The sequence below is a fragment of the Cupriavidus taiwanensis genome (assembly GCF_900249755.1).
GTDB classification, from domain to species: domain Bacteria; phylum Pseudomonadota; class Gammaproteobacteria; order Burkholderiales; family Burkholderiaceae; genus Cupriavidus; species Cupriavidus taiwanensis_D.
The window spans coordinates 2,223,709-2,239,917 of record NZ_LT976854.1; the positions used below are offsets into that span (position 1 = coordinate 2,223,709).

13 protein-coding genes are annotated in these 16,209 nt (G+C 70.8%); 6 read left to right on the plus strand and 7 right to left on the minus strand.

Annotation, left to right across the window (positions count from 1 at the left end; translation table 11 throughout):
- Positions 1 to 701: 701 nt before the first annotated feature.
- From CBM2594_RS25535 to CBM2594_RS25550, 4 genes are all read right to left on the minus strand, one after another.
- Positions 702 to 2,951: a polysaccharide biosynthesis tyrosine autokinase gene (locus tag CBM2594_RS25535; RefSeq protein ID WP_116359543.1), complete on the minus strand. Its 2,250-nt coding sequence runs from the start codon at positions 2,949 to 2,951 to the stop codon at positions 702 to 704.
- Positions 2,948 to 3,451 carry a low molecular weight protein-tyrosine-phosphatase gene (locus CBM2594_RS25540; protein ID WP_116359544.1) on the minus strand — a complete coding sequence of 168 codons (504 nt, stop codon included), beginning with the start codon at positions 3,449 to 3,451 and terminating at the stop codon, positions 2,948 to 2,950. Before CBM2594_RS25540 ends, CBM2594_RS25535 begins: the two co-directional genes overlap by 4 nt.
- A gap of 3 nt (positions 3,452 to 3,454) precedes the next feature.
- Positions 3,455 to 4,498 carry a polysaccharide biosynthesis/export family protein gene (locus CBM2594_RS25545; protein WP_116359786.1) on the minus strand — a complete coding sequence of 348 codons (1,044 nt, stop codon included), beginning with the start codon at positions 4,496 to 4,498 and terminating at the stop codon, positions 3,455 to 3,457.
- A gap of 305 nt (positions 4,499 to 4,803) precedes the next feature.
- On the minus strand, positions 4,804 to 5,358 hold the full coding sequence (locus tag CBM2594_RS25550; protein ID WP_116359545.1) for a putative colanic acid biosynthesis acetyltransferase: 555 nt from the start codon (positions 5,356 to 5,358) through the stop codon (positions 4,804 to 4,806).
- Positions 5,359 to 5,614: 256 nt separating this feature from the next.
- Here CBM2594_RS25550 and CBM2594_RS25555 point away from each other — a divergent pair, with 256 nt between their 5' ends.
- Positions 5,615 to 6,730 carry a glycosyltransferase family 4 protein gene (locus CBM2594_RS25555; protein ID WP_116359546.1) on the plus strand — a complete coding sequence of 372 codons (1,116 nt, stop codon included), beginning with the start codon at positions 5,615 to 5,617 and terminating at the stop codon, positions 6,728 to 6,730.
- Here the strand turns inward: CBM2594_RS25555 and CBM2594_RS25560 are convergent.
- Positions 6,727 to 7,452 carry a polysaccharide deacetylase family protein gene (locus tag CBM2594_RS25560; protein ID WP_116359787.1) on the minus strand — a complete coding sequence of 242 codons (726 nt, stop codon included), beginning with the start codon at positions 7,450 to 7,452 and terminating at the stop codon, positions 6,727 to 6,729. The two genes, CBM2594_RS25555 and CBM2594_RS25560, sit on opposite strands and share 4 nt — an antisense overlap.
- 271 nt (positions 7,453 to 7,723) lie before the next feature.
- Between CBM2594_RS25560 and CBM2594_RS25565 the strand changes: the two genes are divergently transcribed.
- The 5 genes from CBM2594_RS25565 to CBM2594_RS25585 are packed head-to-tail and all read left to right on the plus strand — an operon-like array spanning position 7,724 to position 14,031.
- Positions 7,724 to 8,932 (plus strand): glycosyltransferase, encoded by a 1,209-nt coding sequence (locus tag CBM2594_RS25565; protein ID WP_116359547.1) that lies wholly within the window; start codon positions 7,724 to 7,726, stop codon positions 8,930 to 8,932.
- The gene (locus CBM2594_RS25570) at positions 8,929 to 10,194 is read left to right on the plus strand and encodes a hypothetical protein (RefSeq protein ID WP_116359548.1); all 1,266 of its coding nucleotides are present in this window, start codon (positions 8,929 to 8,931) and stop codon (positions 10,192 to 10,194) included. Before CBM2594_RS25565 ends, CBM2594_RS25570 begins: the two co-directional genes overlap by 4 nt.
- Positions 10,191 to 11,381 (plus strand): glycosyltransferase, encoded by a 1,191-nt coding sequence (locus CBM2594_RS25575; RefSeq protein WP_116359549.1) that lies wholly within the window; start codon positions 10,191 to 10,193, stop codon positions 11,379 to 11,381. The genes CBM2594_RS25570 and CBM2594_RS25575 overlap by 4 nt, the downstream gene beginning before the upstream one ends.
- Entirely contained in the window at positions 11,375 to 12,745 is a 1,371-nt protein-coding gene (locus CBM2594_RS25580; protein WP_116359550.1) for a hypothetical protein, read from the plus strand. Before CBM2594_RS25575 ends, CBM2594_RS25580 begins: the two co-directional genes overlap by 7 nt.
- Positions 12,746 to 12,804: 59 nt before the next feature.
- The gene (locus CBM2594_RS25585; RefSeq protein WP_116359551.1) at positions 12,805 to 14,031 is read left to right on the plus strand and encodes a glycosyltransferase; all 1,227 of its coding nucleotides are present in this window, start codon (positions 12,805 to 12,807) and stop codon (positions 14,029 to 14,031) included.
- 97 nt (positions 14,032 to 14,128) lie between these two features.
- Here the strand turns inward: CBM2594_RS25585 and CBM2594_RS25590 are convergent, their stop codons facing one another.
- Positions 14,129 to 14,908, minus strand: a complete 780-nt coding sequence (locus CBM2594_RS25590; RefSeq protein WP_116359552.1) for a class I SAM-dependent methyltransferase — start codon at positions 14,906 to 14,908, stop codon at positions 14,129 to 14,131.
- 42 nt (positions 14,909 to 14,950) lie between these two features.
- Complete coding sequence (locus CBM2594_RS25595; RefSeq protein ID WP_116359553.1) at positions 14,951 to 16,201, minus strand: glycosyltransferase WbuB; 1,251 nt, start codon at positions 16,199 to 16,201, stop codon at positions 14,951 to 14,953.
- Between the last annotated feature and the right edge of the window lie 8 nt (positions 16,202 to 16,209).

Here is a 16,209-nt window from a genome sequence, read left to right on the forward strand (position 1 = left end):
CCCCTCTCCCGCCTGCGGGAGAGGGGCCGGGGGGTGAGGGCAGGGAGCCTCAACGAAGTCAGGCCTTCCGCAGCGAAGCAGCCACGGCAGCCGCGGCCTGCGGGCCTGCCAGCGCTAAGCGAGCGCAGCGACGCGTTCCGTGCCTGGGCCTCCGCCTCGCGATAGGACCGGCGGGGCCACTGCCACTGGTTTGCTCCCCTCTCCCGCCTGCGGGAGAGGGGCCGGGGGTGAGGGCAGGGAGCCTCAACGAAGTCAGGCCTTCCGCAGCGAAGCAGCCACGGCAGCCGCGGCCTGCGGGCCTGCCAGCGCCAAGCAAGCGCAGCGACGCGTTCCATGCCAGAGCCCACGCCCTGCGATAGGACCGGCGCGCAGCGCAGCCGAAGGCGTCCCCGCGTTGACGCCAGCAGCAGGCTGCCTACACCCTAGTTTGGGATCGTTCAAAAGTGGGTTATCGCAGGCACCACCCCTGACTCACATAGCGTTAGCAGGCTCGAACGGGCACCCACGCCAAAGGGAAATCACCACCGCTGGAACCACCAACGCCGTGGAATTGATTGCCAGCCGCACAGGCGACGCGTTTTTTGGTTACTTTTTGGCGCTCGGCCAAAAAGTGACCCGCCCAGCAGGGCGGAACCAGGCGGTTCAAGAGCCGACAGCATGTCACCAAAAGCGACATGCCGCGCCCACGCCAGACGACCCCCTCATGCCCTCTTAGAACTAGCCCCCCCATACTGATTCATATACCGATACTTCCCAAAGTGATAATGCGCCCGATACCACCGCCCCTCCACCTTCAGGCCATTGAAGATCACGCCTTTGATATCACTGCCAGCCTGCACGATCGCACGCCGCGTCGCCTTGAGCTCTGATGCCGTACTGGCATCGGCCCGCGCCACTAGGAACACCGCCCCAGCCTTGGTTGCCAGCACGCCGGCGTCGGAGGTGGCCAGTACCGGCGGGGTATCGAGCAGCACCACGTCGTAACGGTTCCTGAGCGTGGCCAGCAGCGTATCCATGCCGCGCGTCTGCAGCAGGTCGGCGGCCAGCGGCGGTTCGGAGCCGGTGGCGATGAAGTCCAGCCCGGGCACCACGTCGCGCTGCAGCACCTGCTCCAGCGGCGTGCCGGTCAGCAGCTCGGTCAGCCCCGGCACGCGCGGCTTGCCGAAATGGTGGTTGAGGCCGCCGCGCCGCAGGTCGGCGTCGACCAGCACCACGCGGCGCCCGGCGGTGGCCAGCACCGTGGCGAAGTTGGCCGAGATGAAGGACTTGCCGACTTCCGGTGCCGGCCCGGTGATCACCACCACGTTGTTGCTGTCGCTGTTGAGCAGCGCAAACTGCAGCGAGGTGCGGAAGCTGCGCAGGCTCTCCACGGCCGGGTCGTCCGGCAGGCGCCGCGCCAGCAGCCGGTCGACATCGGGCCCGCCGCGCAGGCGCGACTGCGCCGCGCTGTAGGGCACCGTGGCGTACACCGTCATGCCGGTTTCGCGCTCGATCTCGTCGGCATCGGCGACGCCGCCGTCGAGCAGCCGGCGCAGCACCACCACCGCGGTGCCGGCCAGCAGGCCCAGCAGCACCGAGGCCGCGGCGATCAGCTTGCGGTTCGGCTTGACCGGGCGGATCGGCACCTCGGGCGGGTCCACCAGCCGCGCCGTGCCGATCTTGCTGGCCTTGACCAGCCTGAGCTGCTGCACGTCGTTCAGCAGCGACTGGTACATCTCGGTGCTGACCCGCACATCGCGCATCAGCCGCAGCACGTTCTGCTCGATGTCCGGCAGGCGCTGGATCTTGCCGCCGACGGTGCCGAGCTCGGCGTTCACGTCGGCGATCTGCTTGTCCATGATCTCGATCGCCGGATGGTTGGGCGTGAAGCGCGCAATCAGTTCCTGGCGCCGCTGGCGCAGGTCGGCCAGCTTGGTCTGTGCGGCTACCGATTGCGCCAGCACCAGCCGGGATTCTTCGTTCAGGTCGATGGTGCCGCGCTGGTTGCGCATGGCGTTGTAGCGCGACTCGGCGCTTTCCAGCTGCTGCTTGAGCTGCGGCAGCTGCGCCTCCAGGAAGGCCAGCGACTTCTCGGCCTCGGCGGCCTTGCGGCGCAGGTTCTGCTCGACATACTCGTTGCCGACCTCGTTCAGGATGGCGGCGGTCTTCTCGGCCGAGGTGCCTTCCAGCGCCACGCCGATCACGCCGCTCTGCTTGCCGCGCTCGGTGATCATCAGCTTGCTTTGCAGGTCGGCAATGGCCACCGCGCGCGGCACGCGCGAGACGTGGAACACCGCGCCGGCCCGGCCTTCGAGCTGGGTGATCTCGATCGTGACCTTGCCGCTGTGGGTCGCCACCGTCAGCGGCACGCCGACGCTGCCTTCGACCACGGCGTCGTCGCTGGCGAAGGCCAGCCGGTACTTGCCGTTGCCCAGCGCGGTCACCGTGATCAGCCGGCGCTCCATCGCCGGCGGCACCTCCAGGCGCGAGACCGCGATCGCTTCGCTGCCCCACGCATAGCCGCCCTTGCCGAACAGGCCCGGCTGCGACAGCTCGCGGTTGAAGCCGGCCAGCGCCGCGCCGATCACCGGGAAGTAGTGCGGCGACGCGGACACGTCCAGCTGCAGCGCGTCGACCGCCTTGCCGACCACCATGCGCGAGCGCAGCAGCTCGATCTCCGCCGACGGGGCGGGCCTGACGTCATACACCGGCGACACGGTGGCGGTGGGCTTGTTGGGGTTGTTGGCGCTGGTGCTGTTCTGCTCCTCCACCTGCACCAGCATGTCGGCACGGTAGACCGGCTTGGTCAGCAGCGCGAACAGCAGGCCCACGGCCATGACCGCGGCAGCAACCCCGATAAAGGTCCAGCGATAGCGGATCAGCACGTCGACATACGAGGTCAGGTCAGACGACGGCTCATCGCCGTCGGTGGCCTGGGCCTCGTAGTCACGCAGGTTCTTGATGTTGCTCATGTTGCCTCCCCGTAGCGGGTTGCCTGTGCTTCGGATTGAATCTGTGCGGTCCATGCCTGCACGCCCTCGCGGATCAGCCCCAGCACGATCAGGAACATCGCCTGCGAGCCGCCGTAGGGATCGGGAATATCCGCCTGCGCGGCCTCGCACAGGCGGAAGGTCTTGCCGCGCGCCTGCGGGAAGCGCTGCTCCAGCCATTCGCGCTGCTCGCTGTCCATCACCAGCACCAGGTCGGCATCGTTCACCATGCCGTCGTCGAGTTCGCGCGTGCGGTGCGCCGCCAGGTCCAGCCCATCCTTGGCCAGCAGCCGGATCACGCGCGGATCGGCGCCGGCGTCGGGCGGCGGCGCCAGCCCCGCGGAGCTGATGCTGCAGTCGGGCAGGGCCTGGCGCAGCAGGTCGGCGGCCATCGGGCTGCGGCAACGGTTGCCCAGGCACACCACCAGGATCGAGCGGATCATCGCGGCTTCATCGGCTATCAGGGGCGGCGCGAGCAGCATGGTTCAGGGCCGCGTAGCGAGACTGTTGACGCCCACGATCGGGCTCACCAGCAGGGTCATGACGCGGCTCCACCGCACCACTTCGCGTGCATCCACGTAGACCACGTCCTTGGGCTCGAGCTCGAAGCCCTCGGCAATCGCCAGCGCCACCGGCGAGGTGCCGTCGAGGTGGAATACCTTGGGCGTATCGCTGGCGGTCTTGCGGATCACGTAGATCTGCTCGGCGTTGGCGGAGTTGGGGTTCACGCCGCCGGCGTCGCCGAGCGCCTCGTTCAGCGTCATGCGGCCGTTGCGCATCAGCAGCGAGGCCGGCCGGACCACCTCGCCGGTGACGAAGATCTTGCTGTCCTCGCGCTGCTCGACGCGCACGATGTCGCCCGAGCGCAGCAGGATGCGCGACGGGTCGATGCCCTTGGCCAGCATCGCCGGGATATTCACGTACCAGCTGCGCTCGCCGCGGGTGACGCGCACGCGGCTGTTGTCGCCGGTGTTGTTGAGCACGCCGCCGGCGCGGTTCAGCGCCTCGACCAGCGTCATCGGCGCGTCGTCGATGGCGAGCATGCCGGGCGTGCGCACCTCGCCGTCGACATAGACGCGCTGGCTGCGAAAGCCCAGCACGCGCACCGTCATCTGCGGGTTGCGCACCACGCGCGAGAGCACGCGCGCCATTTCGTCGCGCACCTGGTTGGCGGTCTTGCCCGAGACCTTCATCACGCCGGCATACGGGAACTGGATATCGCCGTTGGGGCTGACCACATAGCCCGGCATGTTCGAGCCGCCGGTCGACGCCGGCACCTCGAAGCCCGCGCCGATGCTGTAGGTCTGCGTCGGGAACACCAGTTCCGGGTGGTCCCACACCACCACCGAGATGATGTCGCCGGGGCCGATCACATAGGGCTTGGGCGTGGCGAACAGTTCTTCGACGCGGTCATTGGTGGGCTTGCTCTTGGCGCGCAGCTCGCGCACCAGGTCCATGGTGATGGGCGTGATGTCCGGCTTGACGTCGGGGCCGACCGCGTCGACATTCGCGGTCGGGCTGAAGTGCATCCCCGGCGAGGCGGCGCAGCCGCCCAGCAGCAGGGCGGCGCCGAGTACGGCGCACAGTCCCGGCAGCGAGCGCGGGCGCGCATGGCCGGTGCGGTGGGTGCGGGGGATGAGGCAAGCGGTGCGGCATTGACTGGTTTCCACGACATGACTCCTGCACATTTGGGGCTGGGCGCGCGTTGGGACGGCATGCCCCCGATGCTCCCAGCCTAGGGCTGCGGGTAGCGCGAATCGGTGCGCTCTCGCACACTGCCGCAAGCGCCTTGCGTGGCATGCCCCGCACTGGGCGCGCGGCGCTGCGGGCCGTTTCACGGCTGCGGGCGGCGCTGGCCGATGGGCCGCGCGGGCGTGCCGCCATACACCGTCCACGCTTCGCGCAGCGGCTTGGTGACCACCGTGCGCGGCGCAATCACCACGCCTTCGGGCAGCGTCACGCCCGGCGAGATGAAGGCTTCGGCGCACACCCACACATGGCGCTCCAGCGTGATCGGCGACGCGATCAGCTGGAACGTTTCGCTGTTGTAGTCGTGCGAGCCGGTGCACAGGTGCGAGCCCTGCGACACGGTGGCGTAGTCGCCAAGCGTGATCGGACTGATGTTGTAGAGCGTCACGCCGTCGGCGACGGCGGTGTGCTCGCCCATCACCAGGTTCCACGGCGCCCAGATGCGCGCGCCGGGGTAGACCCGCGCGTCGCGGCCCAGCCGTGCGCCGAACAACCGCAGCAGCGCGGCGCGCCAGGCATGCATCGGGCGCAGGCTGGGGCGGAACAGCCACAGCCATACCCAGTTCCATAGCTGCCGGCGCACACGGTTGGACAGCGAAAACGACGGGCCGGAGGTGCGGTGGGTGTGCTGGATGATCATACGAAGCGTTCCGGGACGGCTGGCATTGCGGCGATGCTCGCGCGAAGGCGGCCGGCGCATCGGTGCGCCGCGCCACAGAAACAGGGCGAGAGCCTGCCAGGCCGGGTGCGTCGGCCATTGCGCCGCCCTCGCGCGACCATTGCGCTCCAGACAGGTGCGCCAGCGCACGGAGCGGCACCCGGTGCTGGCGCATGCTGCAGGCAGACGCAGCGTGCACAGGCGTGCTGACACGCTGCGCGACCGGAGCCATGACGCGATGATGCAACCCTTGCGGCTGCACGAGACCCCTGCGCCGCTGCCAAGCATCCTGATCTACAGCGCCCCCTTCCATCCGGCGATCGGCGGCATGGAGCGGTTCGCCGAGGAACTGGCGCATGGCCTGGCGGAACTGGGCTACCCGGTGGAAGTGGCCACGCGCACGCCGGCCGCGCCCGGCGATGCCACCACGTTCCCGTTCACCGTGACCCGGATCCGCGGCAAGCTGCAGCTGGCGCGGGCGCTGTTGCGCCACCGGCGCGTGCTGTTCGTTGGCCTGACCTTCTACGACGTGATGCTGGCCAGCGTGCTGCGCCGGCGCATCGTGCTGACCCACCACGGCCCGTACGTGGTCCACGGCCACAAGCGCCGCGCCTGGGCCGGTGTCATCAAGCGCTGGCTGTCGCGCTTCTACCACGGCATCTGCGTCAGCCACTACCTGGCCGGCTGGCTGCCGGGCCAGCCGCTGGTGATCCACAACGGCTATCGCGACGAACTGTTCGCGCACGCGGCGCCGGCCGATGCGCGGCCGGCGGGCAGCTTTATCTTCGTCGGGCGGCTGGTGTCGGAAAAAGGCGTGGATTTGCTGGTGCGCAGCTTCGCGCGCCTGCATGCGCGCCAGCCGCATGCGCGGCTGACCATCGTCGGCGACGGGCCCGAGCGCGAGGCGCTGGCGCGCCTCGCCGCCGCGCTTGGCTGCGCGGATGCGGTGCACTTTGCCGGCTGCCAGTGCGCCGCCGGCGTGGCGGCGATGCTGGGCCGGCATCGATGCCTGGTGGCGCCGTCGCTGGGCTATGAATCGTTCGGCATCGTCGCACTGGAAGGCCTGGCGGCGGGCTGCGAAGTGATCGTCAGCCAGCGCGGCGGCCTGCCTGAAGCGGTTGGCGATTTCGGCTGGGTGGTCGAGCCGGCGCTCGAGCCATTGCACGCGGCCATGGCCGCCGTGCTGGCCGGCGCGTCACGCCGGGACGAAGCCGGCACGCGCCAGTTCCTGCACGAGCACGAACGCAAGGCGGTGGCGCAGCGCTACGCCGAGGCCATCGCGCGCTTCACCCGGCACCCCAGCGAGCCGGCACCGTTCAGCACCGACCGGCAGGGTTCCGAAGCCGGCCGCTAGGCTTCGCGCCAGCGGTCTTCGTGCGCGGTCAGGCATTTGCGCAGGAAGCCGAACAGGCCGGTGGCGCAATACACGCTCACGCGCGGCAGGCCGAACGGGTCGTCGCTGGCGCGGGCCAGGCCGCGCGCGGTAATGGTGGCGTTGGCGTAGCCCGCCTCGCGCACCATGTCCCGGTGCGCGGCGTCCTGGCTGCCGTAGGGATAGCAGAAGGCCGTCACCGGCACGCCGAGCCATTGCTCGAGCTCATCCTTGGACGCGGCGATCTGCCGGCGCGCCTCGTGCGGCGCCATGCGGCGCAGGTCGACATGGTCCAGCGTATGCGAGCCGACTTCATGGCCGCGCTGGTGCCAGGCGCGCATCTGCGCCACGCTCATCAGCGCCGCGGGCCGGATGCCCAGGTCACGGTCCCACACATTGCTGCCCGACAGCTGGCGCGAGACAAAGTAGTTGGTGGCGGTGAAACCCAGCGCATCCAGCGCGGGCATGGCGTGCTCGAACACGTTGCGGAAGCCGTCGTCGAAGGTGATGCCGAACACCTTGCCGCTGCGCTCGCCGTGCAGGTACGGCATCAGGTCGCGCATGCTCAGGCCGCGATAGCCCAGCCGGTGCATCAGCCGCATCTGGCGCCGGAAGCGCGCGGGCGGCACCCACAGCCCGCGCCCGGGCGAGCGGCGTGGCGGCGGGGCGTCGATCTGGTGGTACATCAGGATCGGGATCGGCATGGCAGGAACAAGGTGCGCGCCATGCGGATGGCGCCGGATGCCAGCCATTCTGGTGCGCCGCGGCGCGCGGCTCGGTGCGCTGGTCCACATTGGCCAGGCGGCGCCGGTGCTGGCCGTGCGGGTGTGTGGCAGCGAACAGAGCCCGCGGACGGGCTGGCTCATGCTGCGGGCACGAGGACGTATGGCCCCGCTTGCCATTGGCGCCAGCCTGGGGACCAGAGCCTGCCGCAGAGCGGGCACGACGCGCGGAATCCGGAGATCGCCCTGCACCATGAAATTGCTGCACGTCATACCCTCCATCGACCCCGCCGGGGGCGGCCCCATCGAGGGCATCCGCCAATTGCGCCAGCCGCTGCGCGAACGCGGCGCCGAGATCCATGTCTGCTGTGGCGACGCACCCGACGCGCCGTTCGTGCGTGCCAGCGAGATGAACGTAATCGCACTGGGCCCGGTTTCGTCCAAATACGGCTTCAACCCCAGGATGCTGGCGTGGCTGCGCGCCCATGCGGCCGACTATGACGCGGTGCTGGTCGAAGGCCTGTGGCAGTTCCATGCGCTGGCCACCTGCCTGGCGCTGCGCGGCGCCGAGGTGCCGTACTTCGTCTATACGCACGGCATGCTCGACCCGTGGTTCCGCGAGCGTTATCCGCTCAAGCACGTCAAGAAGAGCCTGTACTGGCTGCTCGGCGACTACTGGGTGTTGCGCGGCGCGCGCGGCGTGCTGTTCACCTGCGAGGAAGAGCAGCGGCGTTCGCGCAATGCGTTCTGGCCCTATCGCTGCCGCGAGCTGGTGGCCGGCTACGGCACCGCGCAGCCGCCCACCGCTGCCGCGCCGCTGCGCGAGACCTTCTTCGCCGCATTTCCGGCGCTGCGCGGCAAGCGCATCGTGCTGTTCCTCGGGCGCATCCACGAAAAGAAGGGCTGCGACCTGCTGGTCGAAGCCTTTGCCGGCGTGGCCGGTGCGGATCCGCGGCTGCAGCTGGTGCTGGCGGGCCCGGTCGAGGCGGCGCTGCGCGAACGCCTGGCGCGGCAGGCCGAGGGCCTGGGACTGGCGCAGCGGCTGAGCTGGACCGGGATGCTGTCCGGCGACGTGAAATGGGGCGCCTATCACGCGGCGGAAGTCTTCAGCCTGCCGTCGCACCAGGAGAACTTTGGCGTGGCCGTGGCCGAGGCGCTGGGCTGCGGCGTGCCGGTGCTGATTTCGGACAAGGTCAATATCTGGCGCGAGATCGTTGCCGACGGGGCCGGACTGGCCGGTGCGGATACCGCCGAGGGCACCGGTGCGTGCCTGCGCCAGTGGCTGCAGGCAGGGCCCGACGCGCAGGCGCGCATGCGGGTGCAGGCGCAAGCCTGCTTCCTCCGACGCTTCGAGGTGCGCCAGAGCGCGCAGCGGCTGCTGGATATCGTCGGCCAGCGGCCGGCGCCGCAGCCCGCGCGCGGCGCCGCCGCCAGCAGCGCCACGCCGGGCGGCACGCCATGAAGGCGCTGCGCATCTTCATCTTCGCGGTGCTGTCGCAGGGGCTGGGCGCCATCACCGGCCTGCTGCTGGCGCATTGGCTCAGCGTGGGCGACTACGCCATCTATACGGTCACGGGGGCCATCGTCGGCGCGATGTCGATCATCACCAAGGGCGGCATCCATTTCGGGCTGAATGCGATCCTGGGGCGCACCTGGCCGGACCGCGCGCGCGCGGCGCAGGCCACGCGCGCCGCGCTGGCGCAGCGCAAGCGCATCTCGGCCTTCCTGCTGCCGCCGCTGCTGGTCGTCGCCGGCGTGCTGATGTACCGCAACCATGCGTCGCTGGCGTTGATTGCCGCGCTGCTGCTGACGCTGCTGACGATGTGGTATTTCGACATGCAGTCGCGCGTGGTGGACCAGGTGCTGCTGTTCGCCAACCGCGCGCCGGCGCTGCAGGTGCTGGATGCCAGCCTGTCGGGCGCGCGGCTGGTGCTGTCGTGGGGGGTCTACCTGCTGGGGCTGCAGAGCGCGCTGGCCGCCAGCCTGGTCAACACGCTGTTCGCCGGGCTGCGCGTGCCGTTCGTGCGCCGCTGGCTGCGCCGCGAACTGCCGGCGACCGCGGCCGAGCCGATGCCCGAGGACCAGCGCTCGATCCGCGCCATCACGCGCCGCCAGATTCCCATGGACGCGTTCTACTGCATGCAGTCGCAGTTCGCCTTCGGCATCGTCGCGTTCTACGGCGCGGTCAGCCAGACCGCGGCGATCGGTGCGCTGTCGCGCATCGGCCAGCTGCTGGTGCCGGTCAGCATCGTGGTGGGCGCGTATGTCGTGCCGCGCTTCGCGCAGGCGCGCGAGCACGTGCTGCGCCAGTACCTGGGCTGGCTGCTGCTGGGTTCGCTGCCGGCCTGCACGCTGGTGCTGCTGGCGTGGCTGTGGCCCGCACTGCTGCTGCGCCTGGTCGGCGGCAACTACGCCGGGCTGACTTCGGAACTGCTGATCGCGTGCCTGGGCGCGGGGGCCTACAGCATTGCCGGCGTGGCGTGGGAACTGCTGGCCAACCGGGGCCTGAACCACTTCAACTACATGCAGGTGCCGGTGGTGGTGGCGTGGTGCTTGATCGCGCCCCACCTGCTGGACCTGACCACGCTGCGCGGCGTGCTGTGGTTCGAGGCCGGGCTGGCCTCCGGGCTGGGCGCCGCGGTGCTGTGCGAACTGGCGGGCGCGATCCGCGCCGGGCGGCTGCTGCCGCCGCCGGTGCTGAGCGTCGACGGGAGCCGCCCATGAAGGTCCTGGTCACCCACCCCGGCCTGCAGCATTCGCACCAGATGGCGCAGGCGCTGTACGAGCAGGGGCTGCTCTGCCAGTACTGGTCGGGCGTGCCGGTGCGCGGGCCGGGCGAGCCGGTGCCGTGGTGGCTGCCGCCGTCGCTCGGCGCCAAGGTGCGCGAGGTCGGCATCCCGCGCGCGCTGCGCCGCCATCCGCTGTGCTTCCCGGCCATGCTCAAGCTGGGGCTGCACCGCCGCGTCGGACTCAACCGCTACCTGGGCATGTCGCAGTCGGCCTATGCGCACCGCGTGTTCCACCTGTTCGATGCGTGGGCCGCGCGGCGCGTCGAGGCGCTGCGCCCCGACGTGGTGGTGGCCTACGAGAACTCGGCGATGCAGACCTTCGAGGCGGCGCGCCGCATCGGCGCCCGCTGCGTGCTCGACGCGCCGGCGGTGCATCGCGCCACCGCGGCGGCGCTGCTGGGCCTGCAGCCCGACCCCTACCTGGCGTGCATCGACGCGCGCAAGGACCGCGAGGTGGAGCTGGCCGACCTGGTCATCACCTGTTCCGAGTTTGCCGCGCAGACCTACGCGCAGGCTGGCGTGCCGGACGCCAAGCTCAGGTCGATCCTGCTCGGCGCGAGCCTGCCGGGCCACGTGCAGCGCCGGCGCACGCGCGCCGGCACGCGCTTCCTGTATGCCGGCGGGCTGACCACGCTCAAGGCCGTCGACCTGCTGCAACAGGCCTTTGCCATGGTGCGCGCGCGCGTGCCGGAGGCCGAGCTGGCGGTGGCCGGCGGCGGTGCCGAGCCCGGGCTGGCCGCGGCGCTGGCGGCGACTCCCGGGGTCACGCTGCTCGGCGCCTTGCCGCAATCGGCGCTGTACCAGGAGCTGGCCGACGCCGATTGCCTGGTGCTGCCGTCGCGCTTCGATTCGTTCGGCATGGTGGTGGCCGAGGCGCTCGCCTGCGGCACGCCGGCGCTGGTGTCGGAGCGGGTCGGGGCCAAGGAGATTCTGCAGGAATTCCCGCGCGCGGGCTGGATCGTCCAGGTCAGCGCGCAATCGCTGTATGACCGCATGCTGGAGCTTGCCACGGTACGCGCCAGCCTGGACGAGGCGCGCCCGTACGCGAGCCTGGCCGGGGAGAAGTACACCTGGGCCAGGTATCGCCGCGCCGCGGTCGCAACCATCGCGACGCTATGCTGAGCCACTCCGCCGCACACCTGGCGCCGCCGGCGCGCTCGCGCATCCGCCGGCAGGCCCGCACCACCTTCGGCACGGTGTTCCTGCTGGTGTTCCTGGTCGCCGTGCTGGAAGGGGCGGCGCGCAAGTGGGTGGCGGGCTCGCTGAGCCTGCCGCTGGTGCTGCTGCGCGACCTGCTGGCGGTCTATGGCATCTACTACGCCATGCGCTACGGCGGCTTCACGCCGGCACGGCCCGCGGTGCGGCTGCTGCTGCTGTGGAGCGCGCTGGTGCTGGCGTGGGGACTGGTGCAGACCATCGCCGGCGAGGGCAACCTCGCCATCATGCTGGTCGGCCTGCGCTTCTGGCTGCTCTACCTGTGGTTCGGCGTGGCCGCGGCGCTGCTGCTCGAGCCCGACGACGTCGCCGCGATCTGCAAGACCACGCTGGTGCTGATGGTGCTGATGGCGCCGCTGGTGGTGCTGCAGCACTACCTGCCGCCGGGCAGCTTCCTGAACCGGCAGGTCGACGGCGACGAGGACCGGGTCTTCATGATGGTCGGCGACATCGTGCGCACCACCGGCACGTTCTCGTTCACGCTGGGCTACACCACCTTCCTGGCGATCGCCATGCCGATGGCGCTGCACTACGTGCTCGGCGGCGACGGCAAGCGCCACTGGCTGTATGCGCTGGTGGTGCTGGGCAGCCTGCTGGTGAGCGTGCTGGTGAGCGGTTCGCGCGCGACCGTGCTGTTGCTGCCGGGCCTGTTCGCGGTGGCGGCGCTGTGCACGCTGCTGTTCGGGCGCGCCGTGGCCAAGCGCCGCGTGCTGGTGTGGGCGGGCGCGGCGGTGCTGATCGGGGCGGTCGGCATGGCCGTGTTCAGCGAGTCGGTCGAAGGCACGGTCCAGCGCTTCCACGACGCGGCCGAGGACGAAGACTTCAGCGACCGCGTCGGCACCATGTTCCTGGGCGAGAGCGAGGCCTACGCCAAACCGAGCCTGCTGGGCGCGGGGCTCGGGCGCGGCAGCAACCTGGCCAGCTACCTCGAGCGCGGCGAAATCACCTTCATGCTGTCGGAGACCGAGACCGGGCGCACCATCGAAGAGGCCGGCCTGCTCGGCTACCTGTACGTCGCGCTGAAGTTCACGGTCTGCGTGGCGGGGCTGTGGCTCGCCGTCGGCGCGGCGCGGCGCAGCGGCAACAGCTTTGCCATCCTGCTGTGGCTGGTGGCCACGCTGTGCCTGCTGACCTGGTCGCTGATCGGCCAGCTGACCGCCAACGTGCTGGGCTTTCTGTTTGTCGGCTTCACCATGGCGGTCACGCGGCTGGCGCGCCAGGGAAGGCTCGCGCGCACGGACGGGCGCGCGCGGCCGCGGCGCCCGCGCTAGCCACCAGCGCGGGGCCACGCACCCATATCAGACCTCAACATCGATCCGCGAAAGGCAATATGAGGCTCATCCTGTTCGGTCATCCCGTTTTTTTCGGCAGCCACAGCATGGACCGCTTCGCGGCCATGATTGTCGAAGGCATGCGCGAGCGCGGCCACGAGGCCCAGTTGTGGACGCCGCCCGCGGTGCTGGTGCGGCTGTCCACGCGCCCGGGCCCGCGCAAGTGGCTCGGCTATCTCGACCAGTACGTGCTGTTCCCGGCGTGGGCGTGGTGGCGGCTGCGGCGCGAGGGCGCGGGCGCGCTGGTGGTGCTGACCGATCATTCGCTGGGCATGTGGATGTGGCTGCTGCATCGCCGCCCGCATGTCATCCACTGCCACGACTTTATCGCCCAGCGCACCGCGGCGGGGGAGTTTCCCGGCCGCCAGCTGTCCGCCAGCGGGCGCCTGTACCAGGCGCTGATCCTGCGCGGCGTCGGCCTGGGCCGCAACTTCGTCGCGGTCTCGGACAAGACCGCGCAGGACCTGCTGCGCCTGCATCCGGGGCGGCCGCCGCGGGTGCGCGTGGTGCACAACGGCCTCAACTACCCGTTCCGCCCGCTCGCGCCCGATGTCGCCATGCGCCGGCTGCGCGCGGCCAGCATCGACGATATCCGGCCCGGCATGCTGGTCCATATCGGCGGCAACCAGTGGTACAAGAACCGCGAAGGCGTGCTGGCGCTCTACCAGGCCTATTGCGAGGCGCTTTGCACGGGCGCCGGCGGCGCCGCGCCGCGCCCGCTGTGGATGATCGGCCCCGAGCCGACCCCGGCCATGCGCGAGCTGGCCGCCGGCGCGGAGCAGCTGGGCGGCGAGGTGCGCTTCCTGGAGGGCATGTCCACCGCGGCCGTGCACGCTGCCTATGCGCTCGCGGCAGTGCTGCTGTTCCCGAGCCTGGAAGAGGGCTTCGGCTGGCCGGTGATCGAGGCCATGGCGTGCGGCATCCCGGTGCTGACCACGGCGCGCGCGCCGATGCAGGAGATCGGCGGCGGGCTGGCCTTGCTGATGGAGCCGATGGAGGCGATCGAGCCAGGCCAGGCGCAGGCCTGGGCCCGGCGCAACGTGGGCGTGCTGCTGGAGCTGCTGTCGTGGCCGCAGGCCCGGCTCGACCAGCTCTCGGCCGACTCGCTGGCGTGGGCGCGGCATTTCTCCGCGGAGCGGGCGCTGGACCAGTACGAGGCCATCTACCAGGCCGCATTGGCCCCGGCGTCAGCGGCCGAGACGGCGGAGGCCGGCACGGCCGGCTGAGAGCGATAGAGAGCGGCTGAGAGCGGCGGAAGCCGGCTCAGGCCGGCTGAGGCCGACGGCCGCGCGGCAGGACCGCGGCCGTGGCGCGAACTTCGGCTCAATGCAGGGTGTAGGCGACGGTCTGGATCACGCCCGCGCCTTCGCGCACCTCGCACAACACGCGGCTGTGCACCGGCTTCAGGTTGAACGGCGGCGCGGTCAGCACCACGCCGCTCGGCACCATGCGCGCCAGCCGCGTCGACGCCCCCAGCCGCTTGGCCGCGTTGGGCGGGAAATCCGGCGCCAGCGGCAGGTGTTCGGTCAGCACCAGCACCTGGTAGCGGTGCAGCTTGGCCAGCACGCGCGCGATCCTGTCGTTGTCCAGGTGCTGCAGCACCTGGCGCAGGAACACCACGTCGCCGGCGGGCAGATCGTCGCCGGCAATGTCGAGGCAGCGGAATTCGACATCGAGGTGGCCGTAGCGCTCGCGGTTGGCCGCGATCAGCGGCGCCACCACGTCGCAGGCGACATAGCGCGCGCAGGCCGGGCGGATGCGGCTGCCGATATGGAAGTCGCCGCAGCCCAGGTCGACCACGTCGGGCTTGCGCGGCAGTTCGCGCAGCAGCGCGGTGACGGCCTCGGTGTAGGGCTGGACGATGCGCGGGTCGTGCGAGCCGGTGCCGCTGAAGAAGCCCGGCTCTTCCGCCTCGCCCCACAGGCTGCTGTGGTAGATGTCTGAGAACACTTCGCCAGGCGGCTTGGCGCGGTAGCGTGCGTCATGCTGCTGCTCGCGGCGCACGTGGTAGTACGTGCGCAGCCAGGCGGGCACCAGGGGCTTGATGGTCTGCATCAGGCGTTGCGCCAGCGCGGCCTGCGTGGTGGCGGTGTTGTCGGTCATGACGGGTTCCCCCTTCGATGTTGGGTGGGCCGCCGCGGCGCCTCAGGCAACCGCGGAGGCATCTTGCGCGGCAGGCGGCGATACCAGCGCCTGCAGCGCGGTTTCCAGTTGCGCCAGCACCGCGTCGCGGCCGAGATGGGCTTCGGCCCAGGCGCGGCCCGCGGCGGCATGCATGGCGCGCCGCTGCGGCTGGCAGGCGAGGGTGGCAATGGCGTGCGCCAGCGCGCTGCCATCGCCGGGCGGCACCAGCACGCCCACGCGCGCCACCAGGCGGCCCAGCTCGGTATCGGGCAGCGCGGTGGCAATCACCGCGCGCCGGCTCGCCAGCATGCCGGTGAGCTTGGACGGCATCACCAGGTCGGCCGCGTCGGCGCGCTGCGGCAGCAGATGGATATCGGCGGCCGCCATCATCGCGTGGAACTGCGCCTGCGGCTGCAGCGGCAGGAAGTGCACGCGCGCCATGCCGGCGCAGCGCGCCTGCAGCGCGGCGCGGCCGCTGCCGTCGCCGCACAGCACCACGTGGATGCGCTGGTGGCCTTGCAGCGCCTGCGCGGCGTCGGCCAGCACTTCCAGGCCCTGCTTGTTGCCCATGTTGCCGGCATACAGCGCGACCACCGCATCGGCGGGAATGCCCAGCCCTTGCCGGAACGCCAGCGCCGCGTCGGCCGGGGCCTCGTGCAGGTCGGCCCAGTTGGGCAGCAGCGTCAGGCGCGCATTGCTGACGCCCTTGGCGCGCAACGCGTCGGCCATCGCGTGCGAGATGGTCGAGACGCGGTGGAAGCGCGTGGTCAGCGCGCGTTCGATGCGCGTGGCCAGCCGGCGCAGCAGCGGATGGCGCAGCACCCCCAGCGCGAACGCGGCATCGACCTCCAGGTCCTGCACATGCAGCCAGGTGCGGGCGCGCGTGCAGCTGCCCAGCAGCAGCGCCGCGGGGCTGCACATCAGCGTGGGCTCGACCGCGAAGATCACGTCGGGACGCCAGCGCAGCTGCGCCGCCATGCACGGCACGCTGCTCAGCGCAAAGCTCATCAGATGCAGGATGCGCAGCAGGCCGGAAGGCTTGCGCGGCACCCACACCGGCGCGCGGTAGACGGTCACGCTGCCGTGCGTTTCGCGGCGATAGCGCCAGGCGCTGTAGCCCTCGCTGACGCGCCACGCCGGGTAGTACGGCGGCGCGCAGACCACGCGCACCTCGTGCCCGCGCGCGGCCAGCCATTGCGCCTGCTCGCCGGTGTACTTGCCGATGCCGGTCAGCTCGGGCGCGTAGTTCTGGCAGTAGATCAGGATCTTCATGGCCGCTC